At 65.3% G+C, this 15,769-nt stretch carries 15 protein-coding genes; 14 read left to right on the top strand and 1 reads right to left on the bottom strand.

The window, feature by feature from the left end:
• Positions 1–80: 80 nt before the first annotated feature.
• The 6 genes from A9973_RS25580 to A9973_RS25605 all read left to right on the top strand — a co-directional run bounded on the left by A9973_RS25580 (position 81) and on the right by A9973_RS25605 (position 6,286).
• Positions 81–2,258, top strand: a complete 2,178-nt coding sequence (locus tag A9973_RS25580) for a TonB-dependent siderophore receptor (protein WP_220805658.1) — start codon at positions 81–83, stop codon at positions 2,256–2,258.
• 21 nt (positions 2,259–2,279) lie between these two features.
• Positions 2,280–2,822, top strand: a complete 543-nt coding sequence (locus tag A9973_RS25585) for a hypothetical protein (RefSeq protein WP_183016437.1) — start codon at positions 2,280–2,282, stop codon at positions 2,820–2,822.
• Positions 2,823–2,952: 130 nt separating this feature from the next.
• Positions 2,953–3,921 carry a tripartite tricarboxylate transporter substrate binding protein gene (locus A9973_RS25590; RefSeq protein ID WP_183016438.1) on the top strand — a complete coding sequence of 323 codons (969 nt, stop codon included), beginning with the start codon at positions 2,953–2,955 and terminating at the stop codon, positions 3,919–3,921.
• Positions 3,922–4,587 (top strand): 3-oxoacid CoA-transferase subunit A, encoded by a 666-nt coding sequence (locus tag A9973_RS25595; RefSeq protein WP_183016439.1) that lies wholly within the window; start codon positions 3,922–3,924, stop codon positions 4,585–4,587.
• A 1-nt stretch (position 4,588) separates the two neighbouring features.
• A complete protein-coding gene (locus A9973_RS25600; RefSeq protein ID WP_183016440.1) occupies positions 4,589–5,287 on the top strand; it encodes a 3-oxoacid CoA-transferase subunit B in 699 nt (232 codons plus the stop codon).
• A gap of 36 nt (positions 5,288–5,323) precedes the next feature.
• On the top strand, positions 5,324–6,286 hold the full coding sequence (locus A9973_RS25605) for a tripartite tricarboxylate transporter substrate binding protein (protein WP_183016441.1): 963 nt from the start codon (positions 5,324–5,326) through the stop codon (positions 6,284–6,286).
• 41 nt (positions 6,287–6,327) lie between these two features.
• On the opposite strand, the gene A9973_RS25610 is transcribed toward A9973_RS25605, so the two are convergent.
• Positions 6,328–8,103 carry a M61 family metallopeptidase gene (locus tag A9973_RS25610; protein WP_183016442.1) on the bottom strand — a complete coding sequence of 592 codons (1,776 nt, stop codon included), beginning with the start codon at positions 8,101–8,103 and terminating at the stop codon, positions 6,328–6,330.
• A gap of 28 nt (positions 8,104–8,131) precedes the next feature.
• On the opposite strand from A9973_RS25610, the gene A9973_RS25615 reads away from it, so the two are divergent.
• The 8 genes from A9973_RS25615 to atpA all read left to right on the top strand — a co-directional run bounded on the left by A9973_RS25615 (position 8,132) and on the right by atpA (position 15,751).
• The gene (locus A9973_RS25615; protein WP_183016443.1) at positions 8,132–8,908 is read left to right on the top strand and encodes an enoyl-CoA hydratase; all 777 of its coding nucleotides are present in this window, start codon (positions 8,132–8,134) and stop codon (positions 8,906–8,908) included.
• 254 nt (positions 8,909–9,162) lie between these two features.
• Positions 9,163–10,713 (top strand): DUF1254 domain-containing protein, encoded by a 1,551-nt coding sequence (locus tag A9973_RS25620; protein ID WP_183016444.1) that lies wholly within the window; start codon positions 9,163–9,165, stop codon positions 10,711–10,713.
• A gap of 558 nt (positions 10,714–11,271) precedes the next feature.
• A complete protein-coding gene (locus tag A9973_RS25625) occupies positions 11,272–11,685 on the top strand; it encodes an ATP synthase subunit I (protein WP_183016687.1) in 414 nt (137 codons plus the stop codon).
• An 86-nt stretch (positions 11,686–11,771) separates the two neighbouring features.
• Positions 11,772–12,653 carry a F0F1 ATP synthase subunit A gene (atpB, locus tag A9973_RS25630; RefSeq protein WP_183016445.1) on the top strand — a complete coding sequence of 294 codons (882 nt, stop codon included), beginning with the start codon at positions 11,772–11,774 and terminating at the stop codon, positions 12,651–12,653.
• 118 nt (positions 12,654–12,771) lie between these two features.
• Positions 12,772–13,014: a F0F1 ATP synthase subunit C gene (atpE, locus tag A9973_RS25635; RefSeq protein ID WP_003815363.1), complete on the top strand. Its 243-nt coding sequence runs from the start codon at positions 12,772–12,774 to the stop codon at positions 13,012–13,014.
• A 144-nt stretch (positions 13,015–13,158) separates the two neighbouring features.
• The gene (locus A9973_RS25640; protein ID WP_006227275.1) at positions 13,159–13,629 is read left to right on the top strand and encodes a F0F1 ATP synthase subunit B; all 471 of its coding nucleotides are present in this window, start codon (positions 13,159–13,161) and stop codon (positions 13,627–13,629) included.
• 12 nt (positions 13,630–13,641) lie between these two features.
• Positions 13,642–14,181, top strand: a complete 540-nt coding sequence (locus tag A9973_RS25645) for a F0F1 ATP synthase subunit delta (RefSeq protein ID WP_006227274.1) — start codon at positions 13,642–13,644, stop codon at positions 14,179–14,181.
• 28 nt (positions 14,182–14,209) lie between these two features.
• A complete protein-coding gene (gene atpA, locus A9973_RS25650; protein ID WP_088591228.1) occupies positions 14,210–15,751 on the top strand; it encodes a F0F1 ATP synthase subunit alpha in 1,542 nt (513 codons plus the stop codon).
• Positions 15,752–15,769 lie beyond the last annotated feature (18 nt).

Raw genomic sequence — 15,769 nt, forward strand, 5'->3', positions numbered from 1 at the left:
TATTTGAAGACGGATCGTCGGAGGGAATTGTGGGTATCAAGACAGGTGGGGGCCGGCGGGCCCGGCAGGGCGGGGCGCGCATGGGCCGCGCGGTCTGGCTGGGACGCGGCGCCATGATGTTCGGCCTGGCCGCGGGGGCGGCCTCGGCGCAGACGGCGCCGGACGCCACCACGCTGGCGCCGGTGACGGTGCGGGGCGAGGAAGCCGGCGTGACCGAAAGCAGCGCGTCCTACACCGCGCCCAGCGTCACGATCGGCGGCAAACTGCCGCTGTCGCTGCGCGAGATCCCGCAATCGGTGTCGGTCATTACGCGGCAACGCATCGAAGACCAGAACATGACGTCGCTGGAAGACGCCATGGCGCAGACCCCCGGTATCACCACCGACCTGGCGGCCACGGCGGCCATTCCGCAGTTCTATTCGCGCGGCTTCCAGATCGAATACTTCCAGTACGACGGCGTGCCCATGCAGACGGGCGGCGCGTCCTGGGCGCAGCCCGACCTGTTCATGTTCGACCACGTGGAACTGCTGCGGGGTGCCGCCGGCTTGTTCAACGGCGCCGGCCAGCCGGGCGGTGTGATCAACCTGGTCCGCAAACGGCCCACGCGAGAATTCCAGTTCTCGGGGGCGGCCAGCGCCGGTTCCTGGGACAACTATCGCGGCGAAGCGGACGTGTCGTCGCCGCTGAACGCATCCGGCTCGGTGCGGGGGCGCGTGGCCGCGGCCTATGAAGACCGCAAGTATTTCTACGACGTCGCCAACTCGCAGAAGCAGGCCTACTACGGCATCCTGGAAGCCGACCTGACGCCGGACACGCTGTTGACGCTGGGCGGCAGCTATCAGCAGCGCGATTGGCTGCCGTTCATGATGCAGATGCCGCGCTATAAGGACGGCGGCGATCTTGGATTGACGCGCGGCACCTACCTGGGCGCCGATTGGAACCGCTGGGACTTCGAGAACACGCAGATCTTCGCGGAACTGGCGCACCGGTTTTCGTCGGACTGGACGGTCAAACTCAACGTCAACCAGGCCGAAGAGACCAGCAAGTTGAAGTACGCCTACGTGCGCGGCGCCGTGGACCGCGCAACCGGCATGGGCCCGCGCCTGTACGGCGGCGGCAACCAGTACCGCAACCGGCAGTTGGGCATCGACCTGATGGTGACGGGCGCGTTCGAAGCGCTGGGCCGGCGCCATGAGCTCGTCGTCGGCGGCAATTGGTACGACCGCAGCGCGCGCTCATACAACGCCTATTCGCTGCCGGGCTTCCCGCCGCAGCTGGTGGACGTCTTCCACTACGACGTCCGCGACTATCCCGAGCCGGCCGATCCGCAATGGGGCAGCCAAAGCGACGTCAAGACGCGGCAGTCCGGCGTCTACGCGATGGCCCGCCTGAAAGTGGCCGACCCGCTGACCCTGGTGCTGGGCACGCGCATGAGCTGGTGGCGCACGCAGAGCGAAAACCTGATGACGGACGTGGCCGCCCCGGCCGTCACCGAACACGGCCGGATGACGCCGTATGCGGGCCTTGTCTACGACATCGATGACCACTGGAGCGCCTACGCCAGCTACGCCGACATCTTCCGCGTGCAAAGCGATCTACGCACCGCCGACGGCGGTTCGCTGCCGCCCGTGGTGGGGTCGAACTACGAAGCCGGCGTGAAGAGCGAATGGCTGGACGGGCGCCTGAACACCTCGTTCGCGCTGTTCCGCATCACCGAACGCAACCGCGCGCAAAGCGACCCCAACTATCCGGAAGTGGGCGATTGCTGCTACCAGGCCAGCGGGCAGGTGCGCAGCCAGGGCATCGAGGCCGAGGTTTCCGGTCGGCTGGCGCCGGGCTGGGAAGTGTCGGGCGGCTACACCTTCAACACCACGCGCTATCTGAAAGACGCGGAGAACGGCGGCGCGCCGTTCCGCACCTTCACGCCCAAGCACATCTTCCAGCTATGGACGACGTATCGGTTGCCCAGCCAATGGAACCGCTGGAGCGTCGGCGGCGGCGTCAACGTGAAGAGCGGCGTCTACACCGAAAGCGCCGTGCAAGGCCCGGTCAGCGGCAGTTCGGTGCGCGTGTCGCAGGGCGGCTACGCCATCTGGAACGCACGCATCGGCTACCGCGTGAGCGATCACGTGTCGTTGGGCCTGAACGTGAACAACCTGTTCGACAAGGTCTATTACCAGCGGCTGGGCAACGCCGACATGGGCAACGCCTATGGCGAACCGCGCAGCGTCATGCTGAACATGCGCGTCAAGTATTGATTGAACCCCAGGAGAAGAACGATGAAGATTTCCTTACAACAGGCGCTGCGCGCCGCCGCCTTCAGCGTTGTGCTGTGCGCAGGCCTGCCGGCGCATGCCGCAACGACAGCGCCCGCCCCGCAGGCGGCGGCGACCGCCGCCGCCTTGTCCGCCGGCGAGTACCGTTGGACGATCGATGACGGCAACGGCGACCCGCCCTACACCTTGCGCCTCTTCGTGCAGCCGCTGCCTTCGGGCGACTACGCGCTGACCGGCAGCCTGCTGCTGGACGACGCCGAGCTGGGCGCCTCCGGGTCGGCGCGGGTGCGCGACGGCAAGCTGGTGCTGGACCTGACCGCCAGCGGCGGCGTGCTGCAAGCGCCGATGGAAGACAGCAAGCGTGCCTTGTATCCCAAGGGCCGCGCGCCGGCGCGCGTGGACTCGGCAGGCTTCGCGACGATGCGCGCGCTGCTGGACCCCGCGACGCTGGGCGGCGTCGTGCAGCGCTATCAGACCAACGTCATGACCGGCCATCTGGTGCAAGGCCCGATGTACGCCAATAGCGTCATCCGCCGCCAGCCCTAGCGCCAAAGGAGGGCGGCGTTCACCTCAGGCGAAGGCCGCCCTCCAGATTGCAGAATAGGCATTTGCCCGCGCGGCGCACACACTCTGTCTCCACAAGTTGATCAATCAATGATCACGTCGGGAGACAAGCATGTTGCACGCGCATCGCTGGCTGGCTGCCGGCGCGATGGCATTCGCCCTGGCAAGCCAGGCCCATGCCGCCTGGCCCGAGCGGCCGATCACCCTCATCATCCCGGCCGCGCCCGGCGGCACCACCGACATCTCCGCGCGGCTGATCGCCGACAAGCTGGGCGCCAAGCTCGGGCAGCAGGTCATCGTCGAGAACCGCGCGGGCGCCGCCGGCATCATCGGTGCGCAGGCGATGGCGCGCGCCAAACCCGACGGCTACACCTTGCTGATGGGCAACATCGGCCCCAACGCGATCAACTACGCGCTGTACAAGACGCTGCCTTACAAGCCCGCCGACTTCGCGCCGGTGACGCTGGTGATTTCAGTGCCCAACGTGCTGGTCGTGAACGAAGCCTCGCCCGCCCGGTCCGTCGCCGACCTGTTGGCCCTGGCCAAGCGCGACCCGGCCAAGGTGTCGTTCGGCAGCTCCGGCTCGGGCCAGTCGCCGCACCTGTCGGCGGAACTCTTCAAGCAGCGCGCAGGCATTCCCGGCACGCACGTGCCCTACAAGGGCGCGGGCCCCGCGGTCGCCGCGCTGCTGGGCCAGCAGTTCACCTTCATGATCGACAACCTGCCCAGTTCGATGCCGTTCATCCAGTCCGGCAAGCTGCGCGCGCTGGCCGTCACCAGCGACCACCGCCTGGCCGAACTGCCTGACGTGCCGACCATGGCCGAAGCGGGTGTGAAGGACATGGTGGTGACCGCCTGGTTCGGCCTGGTCGCTCCTGCCGGCACGCCGCCGGAGGTCATCGGCAAGCTTTACGAGGCAACGCGCGACGTCGTGAGAAGCCCTGAAATCAGCGAGCGTTTCAAGGCCATGGGCGGACAGGCGGGCGGCAACACGCCGGCCGAGTTCACCGCGTTCATCGGCGAGGAGCGCGCCCGCTGGAAACAGATCGTGGACACGGCCGGACTGGCGCAGGAGCAATAAGTGATCGACAAGATTCAAGCATCCATGGCCGAGGCCGTGGCGGCCATCCCCGACGGCGCGTCCGTGCTGGTGGGCGGCTTCGGCGAAGCGGGCGTGCCCTACGAACTGCTGCAATGCCTGGCGGAATCGGGGCGCCGCGACCTGACCATCATCTCGAACAACGCGGGCACGTTCGAACGCGGCATCGCCGCGCTGCTGATCCGCAAGCAGGTCCGCAAGATCATCTGCTCGCATCCGCGTCCGCCCAATTCCGACGCCTTCGCACGCGCATTCCGCGCCGGCGAGGTGGCGCTGGAATGCGTGCCGCAGGGCACGCTGGCCGAACGGCTGCGCGCCGCCGGCGCCGGACTGGGGCCGTTCTATACGCCCACCGGCTACGGCACCGAACTTTCCGCGGGCAAGCATCAGGAAGTGATCGACGGCGTGGGCTATGTGCTGGAGCATCCGCTGCGCGGCGACTACGCGCTGATCCGCGCGCACTTGGGCGATCGCTGGGGCAACCTGATGTACCGGCACGCGGCGCGCAACTTCAACCCGGTGATGTGCATGGCCGCGGGCCACGCCATCGCGCAGGTCGACGAAGTCGTACCGCTGGGCGCCTTCGTGCCCGAGCAGGTCATGACGCAGGGCATCTTCGTGAAATCCGTGGTGCGGGTGGAGGCCTGACATGCAAGACATCACCGGCTTGACCCGCCAGCAGATCGCGCAGCTGCTGGCCAGCGACATCCCCGACGGCGCCATCGTCAACCTGGGCATCGGCATGCCGACGCTGGTGGGCGATTATCTGCCGACCGACAAGGACATCCTGCTGCACAGCGAGAACGGGATCCTGGGCATGGGCCCCGCCGCCAGCGGCGAAAACGTGGACCCGGACTTGATCAACGCCAGCCGCCAGCCGATCACGCTGCTGGACGGCGCGTCCATCACCGAGCACACCGTGTCGTTCGCGATGATGCGCGGCGGCCATCTGGACTACGCGGTGCTGGGCGCCTTCCAGGTGTCGGAGTCCGGCGACCTGGCCAACTGGAAGACCGACGCCGCCGACGCCATTCCCGCCGTGGGCGGCGCGATGGACCTGGCCGTGGGCGCCAAGCAGGTGCTGGTCACGATGGAGCACCGCGGCCGCGACGGCACGCCGAAGATACTGCGGCAATGTACTTATCCGCTGACCGGCAAGGGCGTGGTGACGCGCATCTATACCGACTTGGCGGTGATGGACGTGACGCCCGGCGGGTTGGACGTCTACGCCATGAAGGCCGGCATCAGCGCCGCCTTCCTGCGTTCCGTGACCGATGCGCCGCTGAACTTCCCGGCGACGCCGCGGGTGATCGTGCTGGACCCGGCGGGCGCCCCGCGCTACGCCTGACGGTTTGCGCCCGGCTGCGGGCCAAGGAGACCTCTGATGATCCGTTCCCTTCTGATCGCGGCGTCGCTCTGCGCGCTGTCCGTTGGCGCTGCGCAGGCCGCGCCCGCGTATCCCGACAAGCCCGTCACCCTGCTGATCCCGTATCCGCCGGGCGGCAGCGCCGACATGCTGGCCCGGCCGCTGGGCGCGGAACTGCAGAAGAAGTGGGGGCAGCCGGTGGTGCTGGAATACAAGCCGGGCGCAGGCGGCGCCATCGCGTCCGCGCAGCTGGCGCGCGTCAAACCCGACGGCTACACCTTGCTGATGGTGCTGGCCGCGCACGCCATCAATCCCAGCCTGTATCCGTCCTTGCCCTACGACACCCGCCGCGACTTCGCGCCGGTCTCGCTGGTGGCGACGTTGCCCATGCTGGTGGCGGCGCCGCTGTCCACGCCGGCCAGCACCATTCCTGAACTGATCGCCTACGGCAAGAGCCATCCGGGCAAGCTCAGTTTCGCGTCGGCAGGCAACGGCAACACCAGCCATCTGGCCGCCGAGATGTTCAAGAGCCAGACGGGCGTGGACATGATGCACGTGCCGTACAAGGGCAGCGGGCCGGCAGTCGTCGCCTTGCTGGGCGGCGAAGTGTCGTTGATGTTCGACAGCATCTCCACGTCGTTGCCGCAGGTGCAGGCGGGCAAGCTGAAGGCGATCGCGGTAACGGGCGAACACCGCTCGCCCTTGCTGCCCGACGTGCCGACGGTGGCGGAAAGCGTGCCGGGCTTCGTGGTGAACGGCTGGTACGGGGTGCTGGCGCCGGCGGGCACGCCGCCGGAGGTCGTCAATGCGTTAAGCCGCGCGATCGCCGACGCGGTGGCGCTGCCGGCGTTGAAGCAGCAACTGGCGGGCTACGGCTATGAAACCGTGGGTTCCACGCCGGCTGAATTCGCCGGCCATATCGACCGCGAACTGGAGACATGGAAAAAAGCAGTGGAGGTCTCGGGGGCCAAGCTGAATTGAACAAGGGGCCTGCGGGCCCCTTGTCCGGAGACTCCGCCGCGCTACACCGTCAGCACGCAATCCAGCGCTTCGGGCGCGCGCAGTTTCGCCCGGAACGCGCGCAACTCGTCGCGGCGGAACACATGCACCGTCACGCGGTCGCCGGGGCGGTATTGCGCCAGCAGCAGATCCAGGCCTGCGGGCGCATCCACCCGCAGGCCATCCACCGATACCAGCACATCGCCTGCCGACAGGCCGGCCTGGTGGCCCGCGCCGCCTTCCAGCACGGTGGCCAGCACCAGCGAGTCGCCCTGTTTGCGCGTGCGCACGTCCAGCGACGGGATGTTGGCCGCCGTCTTCCATTGCAGCGTGAAACCCTGGCCGGCCAGCAGTTCGGCCAGCGGCACATCGGCCGTGCCGTAGGCGTGGCGCGCGATGAAGCGGCGGGTGTCCACCCCGGTGGCTTCCTGGATCAGCGCAGGCAAGCCGTCTTCGGGCAGGCCTTGCGGATTGCCTTGATAGAAGTCGCGGCCATAGCGGTCCCACAGCAGGCGCATCACGTCGTCCAGCGAATGGCGGCCGGCGCTGTCGCGGCGGATCAGCAGGTCCAGGCCCAGCGCCACCAGCGCGCCCTTGGTGTAGTAGCTGACCAGCGCGTTGGGCGAGTTCTCGTCCTGCTTGTAATAGCGCGTCCAGGCGTCGAACGAGCTTTCCGCCACCGACTGCTTCGCGCGGCCGGGCGTGCGAGCCACGCTGGTGATGGTCTTGGCCAGCAGGCGCAGGTAATCGGACTGCGTGATCGTGCCCGAACGCAACAGCAGCAGATCGTCGTAATAGGACGTGAAGCCTTCGAACACCCACAGCAGGCGCGTCAGGTCGGGCTGGTCAAGATGGTAGGGCGCAAAGGCTTGCGGCTTGATGCGCTTGACGTTCCAGGTATGGAAGTATTCGTGGCTGACCAGGCCCAGAAAGCCGCGGTAGCCTTCGCCCTGGCCTTGCTGGCCCAGCACCGGCAGATCCTTGCGCGAGGTCATCAGCGCGGTGCTGGCGCGATGCTCCAGGCCGCCGTAGCCGTCGCCCGTCACCATGGTCATGAAGACGTAGCGGTCGGCGCTGTCCAGGAAGGGCGCGCGCTTCGTGCGGGGTTCGAAGAATTCGATCTGCGTTTCGCAGATCTTCTTCACGTCGCCCGTGATGCGGGCCAGATCCAGGTTCGGCGTCACGCCGGTGAACACCAGTTCGTGTTCCGCCCCGTGGGCGGTGAAAGTCGCCACATGCGGCGTGCCCATTTCCACGGGGTGGTCGATCAGCGCGTCGTAATCCGGCGCCAGGTACAGGCCGAAGCCGTGGCGGCGGGCGGCGCCCTTGTGGCCGCGGGCCTCCGGCAGGCTGGTATAGACCTTCCAGCCGTCCAGCCCGCGCGGCGGCGCCAGGTCCACCAGGCAGGGCAGATGGTCCTGGCCATGCACGCGCAGGAACACGCTGGTGCCGTTGAAGAAGCCGTGGCTTTCGTCCAGATGCGCGCCGCGTACCGACAGGTCCCAGGCGTAGACTTCGTATTCGATCCGCAGCGGGCCGTCGCACGGCGCGGCCTGCCAGGTATGGTTGTCGATTTTGTCGACATTCACGCGCCGCGCGCCCGCATGCGCCGTCAGCGATTCGATCTGGCGCGAGAAATCGCGGATCAGGTAGCTGCCGGGAATCCACGCCGGCAGCGACAGGCGCTGGCCTTCGGCGCAAGGCGTGTCGACGGTTAGGGTTATCCGGTAGCGGTGTCCTGCCGGATCGAATGGCGCAAGGCGGTACAGTATCGGAAAAGCGGCATCTGATTTTTTCATGCTTCTATCTTATTACTGGAGACATTCAATGAGCGAGTCGTTTGTACTGGTCGAAACCCGGGGCCGCGTCGGCCTGCTGACGCTGAACCGCCCCAAGGCGCTGAATGCGCTGAACGATCAACTGATGGACGAGCTCGGCGCGGCGCTGCTGGCGTTCGAGGCGAATGCCGACATCGGCTGCGTGGTCATCACCGGCAGCGAGAAGGCCTTTGCCGCGGGCGCCGACATCGGCGCGATGAAAGACTGGTCGTACATGGACGTGTACGGCAGCGATTACATCACCCGCAACTGGGAAACCTTAAAGCGCATCCGCAAGCCCGTGATCGCCGCGGTTGCCGGCTACGCCCTGGGCGGCGGCTGCGAACTGGCCATGATGTGCGACATCATCATCGCCGCCGACACCGCCAAGTTCGGCCAGCCGGAAATCAAGCTGGGCGTGATTCCGGGAGCCGGCGGCACGCAGCGCCTGCCGCGCGCGGTGGGCAAGGCCAAGGCCATGGACCTGGCGCTGACTGCCCGCATGATGGGCGCCGAGGAAGCCGAACGCGCCGGCCTGGTGTCGCGCGTGGTGGCCGCCGACAAGCTGATGGAAGAAGCGCTGGACGCCGCGACCGTCATCGCGTCGATGTCGCTGCCGTCCGTCATGATGGCCAAGGAATGCGTGAACCGCGCGTTCGAAAGTTCGCTGAACGAAGGCCTGCTGTTCGAACGCCGCGTGTTCCATTCGCTGTTCGCCACCGAAGACCAGAAGGAAGGCATGGCGGCGTTCACCGAAAAGCGCAAACCGGACTTTAAACACCGTTAAGCCTTGTTACGTCCGCGCGGCAGGCGCGGGCAAGGCCGGATTCACCCCACGCGCCCGCACCGGGCGCGTTTTTCATGGGTGTCCGGGGCGGGTTTGTGCGTTGCGCCTTGAAACGTCTGGGCAGCACCTTGTTGCAGACTTCTTCCCTATGCTGGGTAGGCGTCATCAAGAGGTGCCGCGCCAGAGCGGCTTGCCCAACCTGGCAAGTCCCGCGCGGCGGCTCGCTTGCAAACAAAATCAAGAAGGAGCCTTGCATGCGTACTTTTATCGCCAATCGCCGGTGGTCCGCCGCAGTACTTGCGGGGGCGCTCAGCGCCTGCTTCGTGACCGCCACTCAGGCTCAATCGCCGCAGTCCACGCTGCGCCTGGTGTCCGAAACGCCCTATCCCGCCAACACTGCCGCGCCGCAAATGAGCGAGCAGGACCTGCGCGACACGGCCATCGACGCCTATGTCTACGCCTATCCCATGGTGCTGATGGAGCTGGCGCGCCGCAAGGCGACTGCCGTGCAAAGCCCGTTGGACGGCCGCGCGCCGGTGAACCAGTTCGGCCACAAGACGGCTTTCCCGGACCCGCGCGCCGCCGATACGCCGTGGCCCAGCGCCGATGCGCTGTATTCCAGCCTGTGGTTCGACGTGTCGCAGGCGCCGTTGATCGTGAACCTGCCCGACACCGGCGGACGCTATTCGGTGCTGTCGGCGCTGGACATGTGGAGCGACGTGTTCGCCTCGCGCGGCACCCGCACCAACGGCCCCGGCCCGCAATCCTTCGCCATCGTGGGCCCGAACTGGCAGGGCAGCGTGCCCGCCGGCATCGACGTGATCCGCAGCCCGACCGCGACCGGTTGGCTGATCGGCTGGACGCAGACCGGCGGCCCGCAGGACTACGCCGCCGTCAACCAGATCCAGGCCGGCATGACCGCCACGCCGCTCCTCTCGCAGACGGCGTCCACGCCGGTGCGCGGCAGCCGCTACGCCGGAGGCGCCTACCCGCAGACGGGGGCCGGCGTGGGCTCGGCCCCGATCGGCAGCGGCCTGCCGATGCCCATGCCGGTGAACCTGCCCGAGGGCACGCCGGCCGAGCAGGCGGCCAGCATGGACGCGGCCTCGTTCTTTGCATTGTTCTTCGATGTGTTGCGCAACAATCCGCCGCACGCCAATGATTCGCCCATTCTGGACCGCATGCGCCGCATCGGCCTGGACGGCCGTCAGCCGTTCTCTTACGGGCGCTTGAGCCCGGCCGTGCAGCAGGCCTTGGCCGATGCACAGCCGCTGGCGGGCCGCCGCATCGCCGATGGCGTGTCGCGCCTGGGCACGCCGATCAACAACTGGAACACGGTCCTCTCGGGCATCGGCACGTATGGCACGGACTATGCGCGCCGCGCGGCCATCGCCTACGCGGGCCTGGGCGCGCCGACGCCGGAAGACGTGCTGTATCCGGTGACCGTGGCCGACGCGAAGGGCCGCCCGCTGGATTCCCGCGAAGACTACGTGCTGCACTTCGACAAGGGCCAGCTGCCGCCGGTCAACGCGTTCTGGTCGCTGCAGGTCTATAACGACAAGCACGGCTTCGCCGACAACCCGGCCAACCGCTACGCGCTGCGCAGCACCGACGCGCTGAAGTACAACGCGGACGGATCGCTGGACATCTACATCCAGCGCCGCGACCCGGGCGACAAGAAGCGTTCGAACTGGGTCAGCACGCCGGCAGCCGACGGCCCGTTCCTGCTGAGCCTGCGCCTGTATTGGCCGCAAGACACGGCGCTGGACGGCTTGTGGGCGCCGCCGCCGGTCAAGGAAGACTAAAACCCCCGCGGGCGGTTGGAACCGCCTGCCGGAACAAAGCGGCCCCGATGTCGGGGCCGTTTTTTTTGAAGGAGAGGTGATGGGCTGCGCAAGGCTTGCGCACCCGCCTGGGAGCCGGCTTGAAGGCCGCGTTCGCGTCCCTATTTTTTGTGTGGTCCTTGGTGCGTGCTACCCGTTGTTCGCACCTTACAAACCCCCGAAAGTTCATTTGCTTGGGCAAAAAGAATCACGCTATACTCTGCGGGTTTGACGCTTGCGGGATAAGAACACGTGGCGGCTGGTAAGCAGTGGATGGGAGTGGAATGCACGCGGAATGCAGGGTAGAGGGCGCTAGATAGCGCGCGGCTGAATAAGCAAACCCCCAGCAAACCCGGGCAGGCTGAATCCAGACACTAGCGCGTACTGAAAAAGCGGTGCCTTTGACTCATGTAAGGCCAAAGCATCAGGTTTCAAGTGCGGGCACGCCGGTTCTGATAGGGGCAAGAAGTACAGCGGGGAAGTTTGATGCAGCAGAACTCGATGCAACATGTGCAACAGGGTTTGTTGGACCAGGACGAGATGGACAAGGTTCTGGTTCTTAGCGACGCGGATCGCGCGGCGCTGGATGCTCAAGCTAGCCGCGGGCTCCTGTTGGCATTGGCGGCGCAAGGCGCCATGGGGCTCGCAGCGGCAGTAATTGCGGGGGTTGTCGGAGGGGCGGCGGCGGGTTGGTCGGCGCTGGCGGGGGCGGGAGCGTATTTCATACCCAATGCGTTGTTCGCATTGCGCCTGGTTGTCAGCGTTCGGGCCGGTCGCACCAATCCCTTTACCTTTCTCTCTGGTGAGTTGATCAAGTTGTTCGCAACGGCGTTGCTGTTGTGGGGGCTTTCGCGTGTGGCGCAGGACACCCTGGTGTGGCCCGCCGCATTGCTCGGTCTGATACTCACATTGAAGGGCTACCTCCTGCTCTTGATGTTCCGCAAGTTGTCTTAGCGCCGAGTAGTAAGTAGCGGCAAACGTGATCGTGGAATCGTCCGGCTCGCAAGGGCCGGGCATACAGCAAATAGGGTAGGATTCAAATGGCTGCTGCCAGCGACGTGTCGCCTCAGTCCGCGTATATTCAGCATCACTTGGTGCACCTGAACAATACCGGTGAGAAACAGAGCGCAATTGCTCAGTTCGACATCATCAATTACGACTCGTTGTTCTGGTCCGGCCTGATGGGCCTGATCGTCATTTTCTTCCTGTGGCGCGCTGCTCGCCGCGCCACCAGTGGCGTGCCGACCCGCTTCCAGGCATTCGTGGAAATGATCGTCGACATGGTCGACGACCAGGCCAAGGGCATCGTCCACAACGCCAAAAGCCGTCTTTTCATCGCCCCGCTGGCGCTGACCGTGTTCCTCTGGATCATCCTGATGAACGCGCTCGACTTGCTGCCGGTTGACCTGTTGCCCTCCATCTGGCGCCTGACCGGCCTGGGTGCCGAGCACGGCGATCCCCTGTACTACCACCGCATTCTGCCGACGGCCGACCTGAACGTGCCGATGGGCATGTCGCTGGGCGTGCTGCTGTTGATGTTCTATTACGGCATCAAGATCAAGCACCCGGGCGGCTTCGTCAAAGAACTGTTCACTGCGCCGTTCCATGCGCATGGCCTGGCCGCCGTCGTGCTGGCCCCGTTCAACCTGCTGCTGAACCTGATCGAATACGCCGCCAAGTCCGTGTCGCTGGGCATGCGGTTGTTCGGCAACATGTTCGCCGGCGAACTGATTTTCATGCTGATTGCCCTCTTGGGCGGCGCCTGGACCGGCTTCAACGGTGCCAGCATCGGCTTGGGAATCGGCCACATCCTGGCCGGCTCCATCTGGGCGATCTTCCACATCCTGATCGTTCTGCTGCAGGCCTTCATCTTCATGATGCTGACGCTGGTGTATCTCGGCCAGGCACACGAAGGCCACTGATCCCCCGAATTTCTTGCGCTGGCCACCCGGCCAGCGTGGGATAGCAAGATTATCTTGCATTGAGCTGTACCCCTTATTTTTCAATTTTTGACTTCAGATTTCTAACCAAGGAGTTGTCATGACCAACGTCGCTTTCGTTGCCCTCGCTTGCGGTCTCATCATCGGTTTGGGTGCTATCGGCGCTTGCATCGGCATCGCACTGATGGGCGGCAAGTATCTGGAAGCTTCGGCTCGTCAGCCTGAGCTGATGAACGCTCTGCAAACGAAGATGTTCCTGCTGGCTGGCCTGATCGACGCGGCATTCCTGATCGGCGTGGGTATTGCCATGCTGTTCGCCTTCGCCAACCCGTTCGTCGGATAAGGCAGCGCCCGCCGGCGAATAGGCGGGTCATGACGCTGGCGGCGATGTGGGCGCAAGTCCCGTCGCCGGTCAGCACAGTATCGAGTGCTCCGTGACGCCCCTTTCCGGGTGCGGTCGGAGCCGCAAGGTGTTAAAGGAACGACCGTGAATCTGAACGCGACGATCATTTTCCAGATGCTCGTGTTCTTCGTTCTGGGCTGGTTCACGATGAAATTCGTGTGGCCTCCTCTGACGAAGGCGATGGACGAGCGCCGCCAAAAAATCGCCGACGGCCTTGCCGCCGCCGAGAAGGGCAAAGCCGACTTGGCTCAAGCCCAGGCGCGTGTCAGTCTTATCGAGGCTTCTGCCAAGTCCGAAAACCACGCCCGCATCATCGAGGCCGAAAAGCAAGCCGCCTCCCTGATCGAGCAAGCCCGCCGTGAAGCGGAAGCTGAACGCGCCCGTATCGTGGCTCAAGCAGCTCAAGATGCCGCGCAGGAAGTCCAGCGCGCTCGTGACTCGCTGCGCGACGACGTTGCCGCGTTGGCTGTCAAGGGTGCTGAACAGATCCTCAAGCGCGAGGTTGACGCCCGCGCCCACGCCGAGCTGCTGAACCAGCTTCGCGCGCAGCTTTAATCCGGGACCGTCATGGCTGAACTTTCCACTGTTGCCCGGCCCTACGCTGAAGCGCTCTTCAGCGCAGCGCGCGACGACAAGGCCGGCTTGCCGGCTTGGGCCGACCTGGTCAGCGAAATGTCGCAGGTCGCCTCCAACCCCGACGTGCGCGAGGCCATGGCCGACCCGCGTCTGGGCGACAAGCAGCGCGTTGAGCTGTTTTCCGGCCTGATCAAGGCCGAACTGCCGCAGGCCGCCCGTAATTTCATCGAGCTGCTGGTTGAAAACGACCGACTGCTGCTGCTGCCCGACATCGCCACGCAATTCGTGGTGCTGCGGAATCGTCACGAGGGCACGGCGCAGGCGGAAATTACCAGCGCGTTCGAACTGAGCGACGACCAGGTCAAAGAACTGGTTGCCGCGCTCGAACAAAAATTCGGCCTCAAGCTCAAGCCCAACGTCACCGTCGACAAGTCGTTGATCGGCGGCGTGCGCGTGGCTGTCGGCGACCAGGTGCTCGATACTTCCGTACAAGCCCAATTGGTCCGCATGCGCGATCAGCTCGCCGCTTAAGGCAACTAACAGGATTCCAGGAGTCAATATGCAACTCAATCCCTCCGAGATCAGCGAACTGCTCAAGAGCCGCATCGAGGGCCTGGGCGCTTCGGCTGATGTCCGTACTCAGGGCACCGTCGTGTCCGTGACCGACGGTATTACCCGCATCCACGGCTTGTCCGATGTGATGCAGGGCGAAATGCTCGAATTTCCCAACAACGTTTTCGGTCTGGCGCTCAACCTCGAGCGTGATTCCGTCGGCGCCGTTATCCTCGGTGACTACACCGGCATCTCCGAAGGCGACCAGGTCAAGACGACCGGCCGCATTCTGGAAGTCCCGGTCGGTCCGGAACTGAAAGGCCGCGTGGTCAACACGCTGGGCGAGCCGATCGACGGCAAGGGTCCGGTCAACGCCAAGGAAACCGACATCATCGAAAAAGTGGCGCCTGGCGTTATCGCCCGCCGCTCGGTGTCGCAACCGCTGCAAACCGGCATCAAGGCTATCGACTCGATGGTGCCGATCGGCCGCGGCCAGCGCGAACTGATCATTGGCGACCGCCAGACCGGCAAGACTGCCGTCGCTGTCGACACGATCATCAGCCAGAAGGGCAAGGGCGTCACCTGCGTGTACGTCGCTATCGGCCAGAAGGCTTCCACGATCAACAACGTGGTCCGCAAGCTGGAAGAGCACGGCGCGATGGAATACACCATCGTCGTGGCCGCTTCGGCTTCCGACTCCGCCGCCATGCAATACCTGGCCGCCTACGCCGGTTGCACGATGGGCGAATACTTCCGCGATCGCGGCGAAGACGCCCTGATCGTTTATGACGATCTGACCAAGCAAGCCTGGGCCTATCGCCAAGTGTCGCTGCTGCTGCGCCGTCCGCCGGGCCGCGAAGCCTACCCGGGCGACGTGTTCTACCTGCACTCGCGCCTGCTGGAACGTGCTGCCCGCGTGAACGAAGACTACGTCGAGAAGTTCACCAACGGCGCCGTCAAGGGCAAGACCGGTTCGCTGACCGCGCTGCCGATCATCGAAACGCAAGCCGGCGACGTGTCCGCCTTCGTTCCGACCAACGTGATCTCGATCACCGACGGCCAGATCTTCCTGGAAACCGACCTGTTCAACGCCGGTGTCCGCCCCGCAATCAACGCCGGTATCTCGGTGTCGCGTGTGGGTGGCGCTGCGCAGACCAAGGTCGTCAAGAAGCTGTCCGGCGGTATCCGTACCGACTTGGCGCAGTACCGTGAACTGGCCGCCTTCGCGCAGTTCGCTTCCGACCTGGACGACGCGACCCGTCGCCAGCTGGAACGCGGCAAGCGCGTGGTGGAACTGCTCAAGCAGCCGCAATACCAGCCGCTGCAAGTGTGGGAACTGGCCGTCACGCTGTACACGGTCAACAACGGCTACCTGGATGACGTGGACGTGGCCCAAGTGCTGTCGTTCGAGAAGTCGCTGAAGGATCAGTTGAAGGCCAAGCATGCGGCCATGATCCAACGCATCGAAGACACCAAGGAACTGTCCAAGGACGACGAGGCCGAACTGGCCACCGCCGTTCAGGAATTCAAGAAGCACGGTGCTTTTTAAGAAAGTGATGGGTTAGGC

The organism is Achromobacter sp. UMC46, assembly GCF_014170335.1.
In the GTDB taxonomy this organism is placed as follows: domain Bacteria; phylum Pseudomonadota; class Gammaproteobacteria; order Burkholderiales; family Burkholderiaceae_B; genus Achromobacter.

Coding starts and splice junctions, on each gene's coding strand:
- A9973_RS25580 (WP_220805658.1), top strand. CDS start 81: ATGGGCCGCGCGGTCTGGCTGGGACGCGGCGCCATGATGTTCGGCCTG.
- A9973_RS25585 (WP_183016437.1), top strand. CDS start 2,280: ATGAAGATTTCCTTACAACAGGCGCTGCGCGCCGCCGCCTTCAGCGTT.
- A9973_RS25590 (WP_183016438.1), top strand. CDS start 2,953: ATGTTGCACGCGCATCGCTGGCTGGCTGCCGGCGCGATGGCATTCGCC.
- A9973_RS25600 (WP_183016440.1), top strand. CDS start 4,589: ATGCAAGACATCACCGGCTTGACCCGCCAGCAGATCGCGCAGCTGCTG.
- A9973_RS25605 (WP_183016441.1), top strand. CDS start 5,324: ATGATCCGTTCCCTTCTGATCGCGGCGTCGCTCTGCGCGCTGTCCGTT.
- A9973_RS25610 (WP_183016442.1), bottom strand. CDS start 8,103: ATGAAAAAATCAGATGCCGCTTTTCCGATACTGTACCGCCTTGCGCCA.
- A9973_RS25615 (WP_183016443.1), top strand. CDS start 8,132: ATGAGCGAGTCGTTTGTACTGGTCGAAACCCGGGGCCGCGTCGGCCTG.
- A9973_RS25620 (WP_183016444.1), top strand. CDS start 9,163: ATGCGTACTTTTATCGCCAATCGCCGGTGGTCCGCCGCAGTACTTGCG.
- A9973_RS25625 (WP_183016687.1), top strand. CDS start 11,272: ATGGACAAGGTTCTGGTTCTTAGCGACGCGGATCGCGCGGCGCTGGAT.
- atpB (WP_183016445.1), top strand. CDS start 11,772: ATGGCTGCTGCCAGCGACGTGTCGCCTCAGTCCGCGTATATTCAGCAT.
- atpE (WP_003815363.1), top strand. CDS start 12,772: ATGACCAACGTCGCTTTCGTTGCCCTCGCTTGCGGTCTCATCATCGGT.
- A9973_RS25645 (WP_006227274.1), top strand. CDS start 13,642: ATGGCTGAACTTTCCACTGTTGCCCGGCCCTACGCTGAAGCGCTCTTC.
- atpA (WP_088591228.1), top strand. CDS start 14,210: ATGCAACTCAATCCCTCCGAGATCAGCGAACTGCTCAAGAGCCGCATC.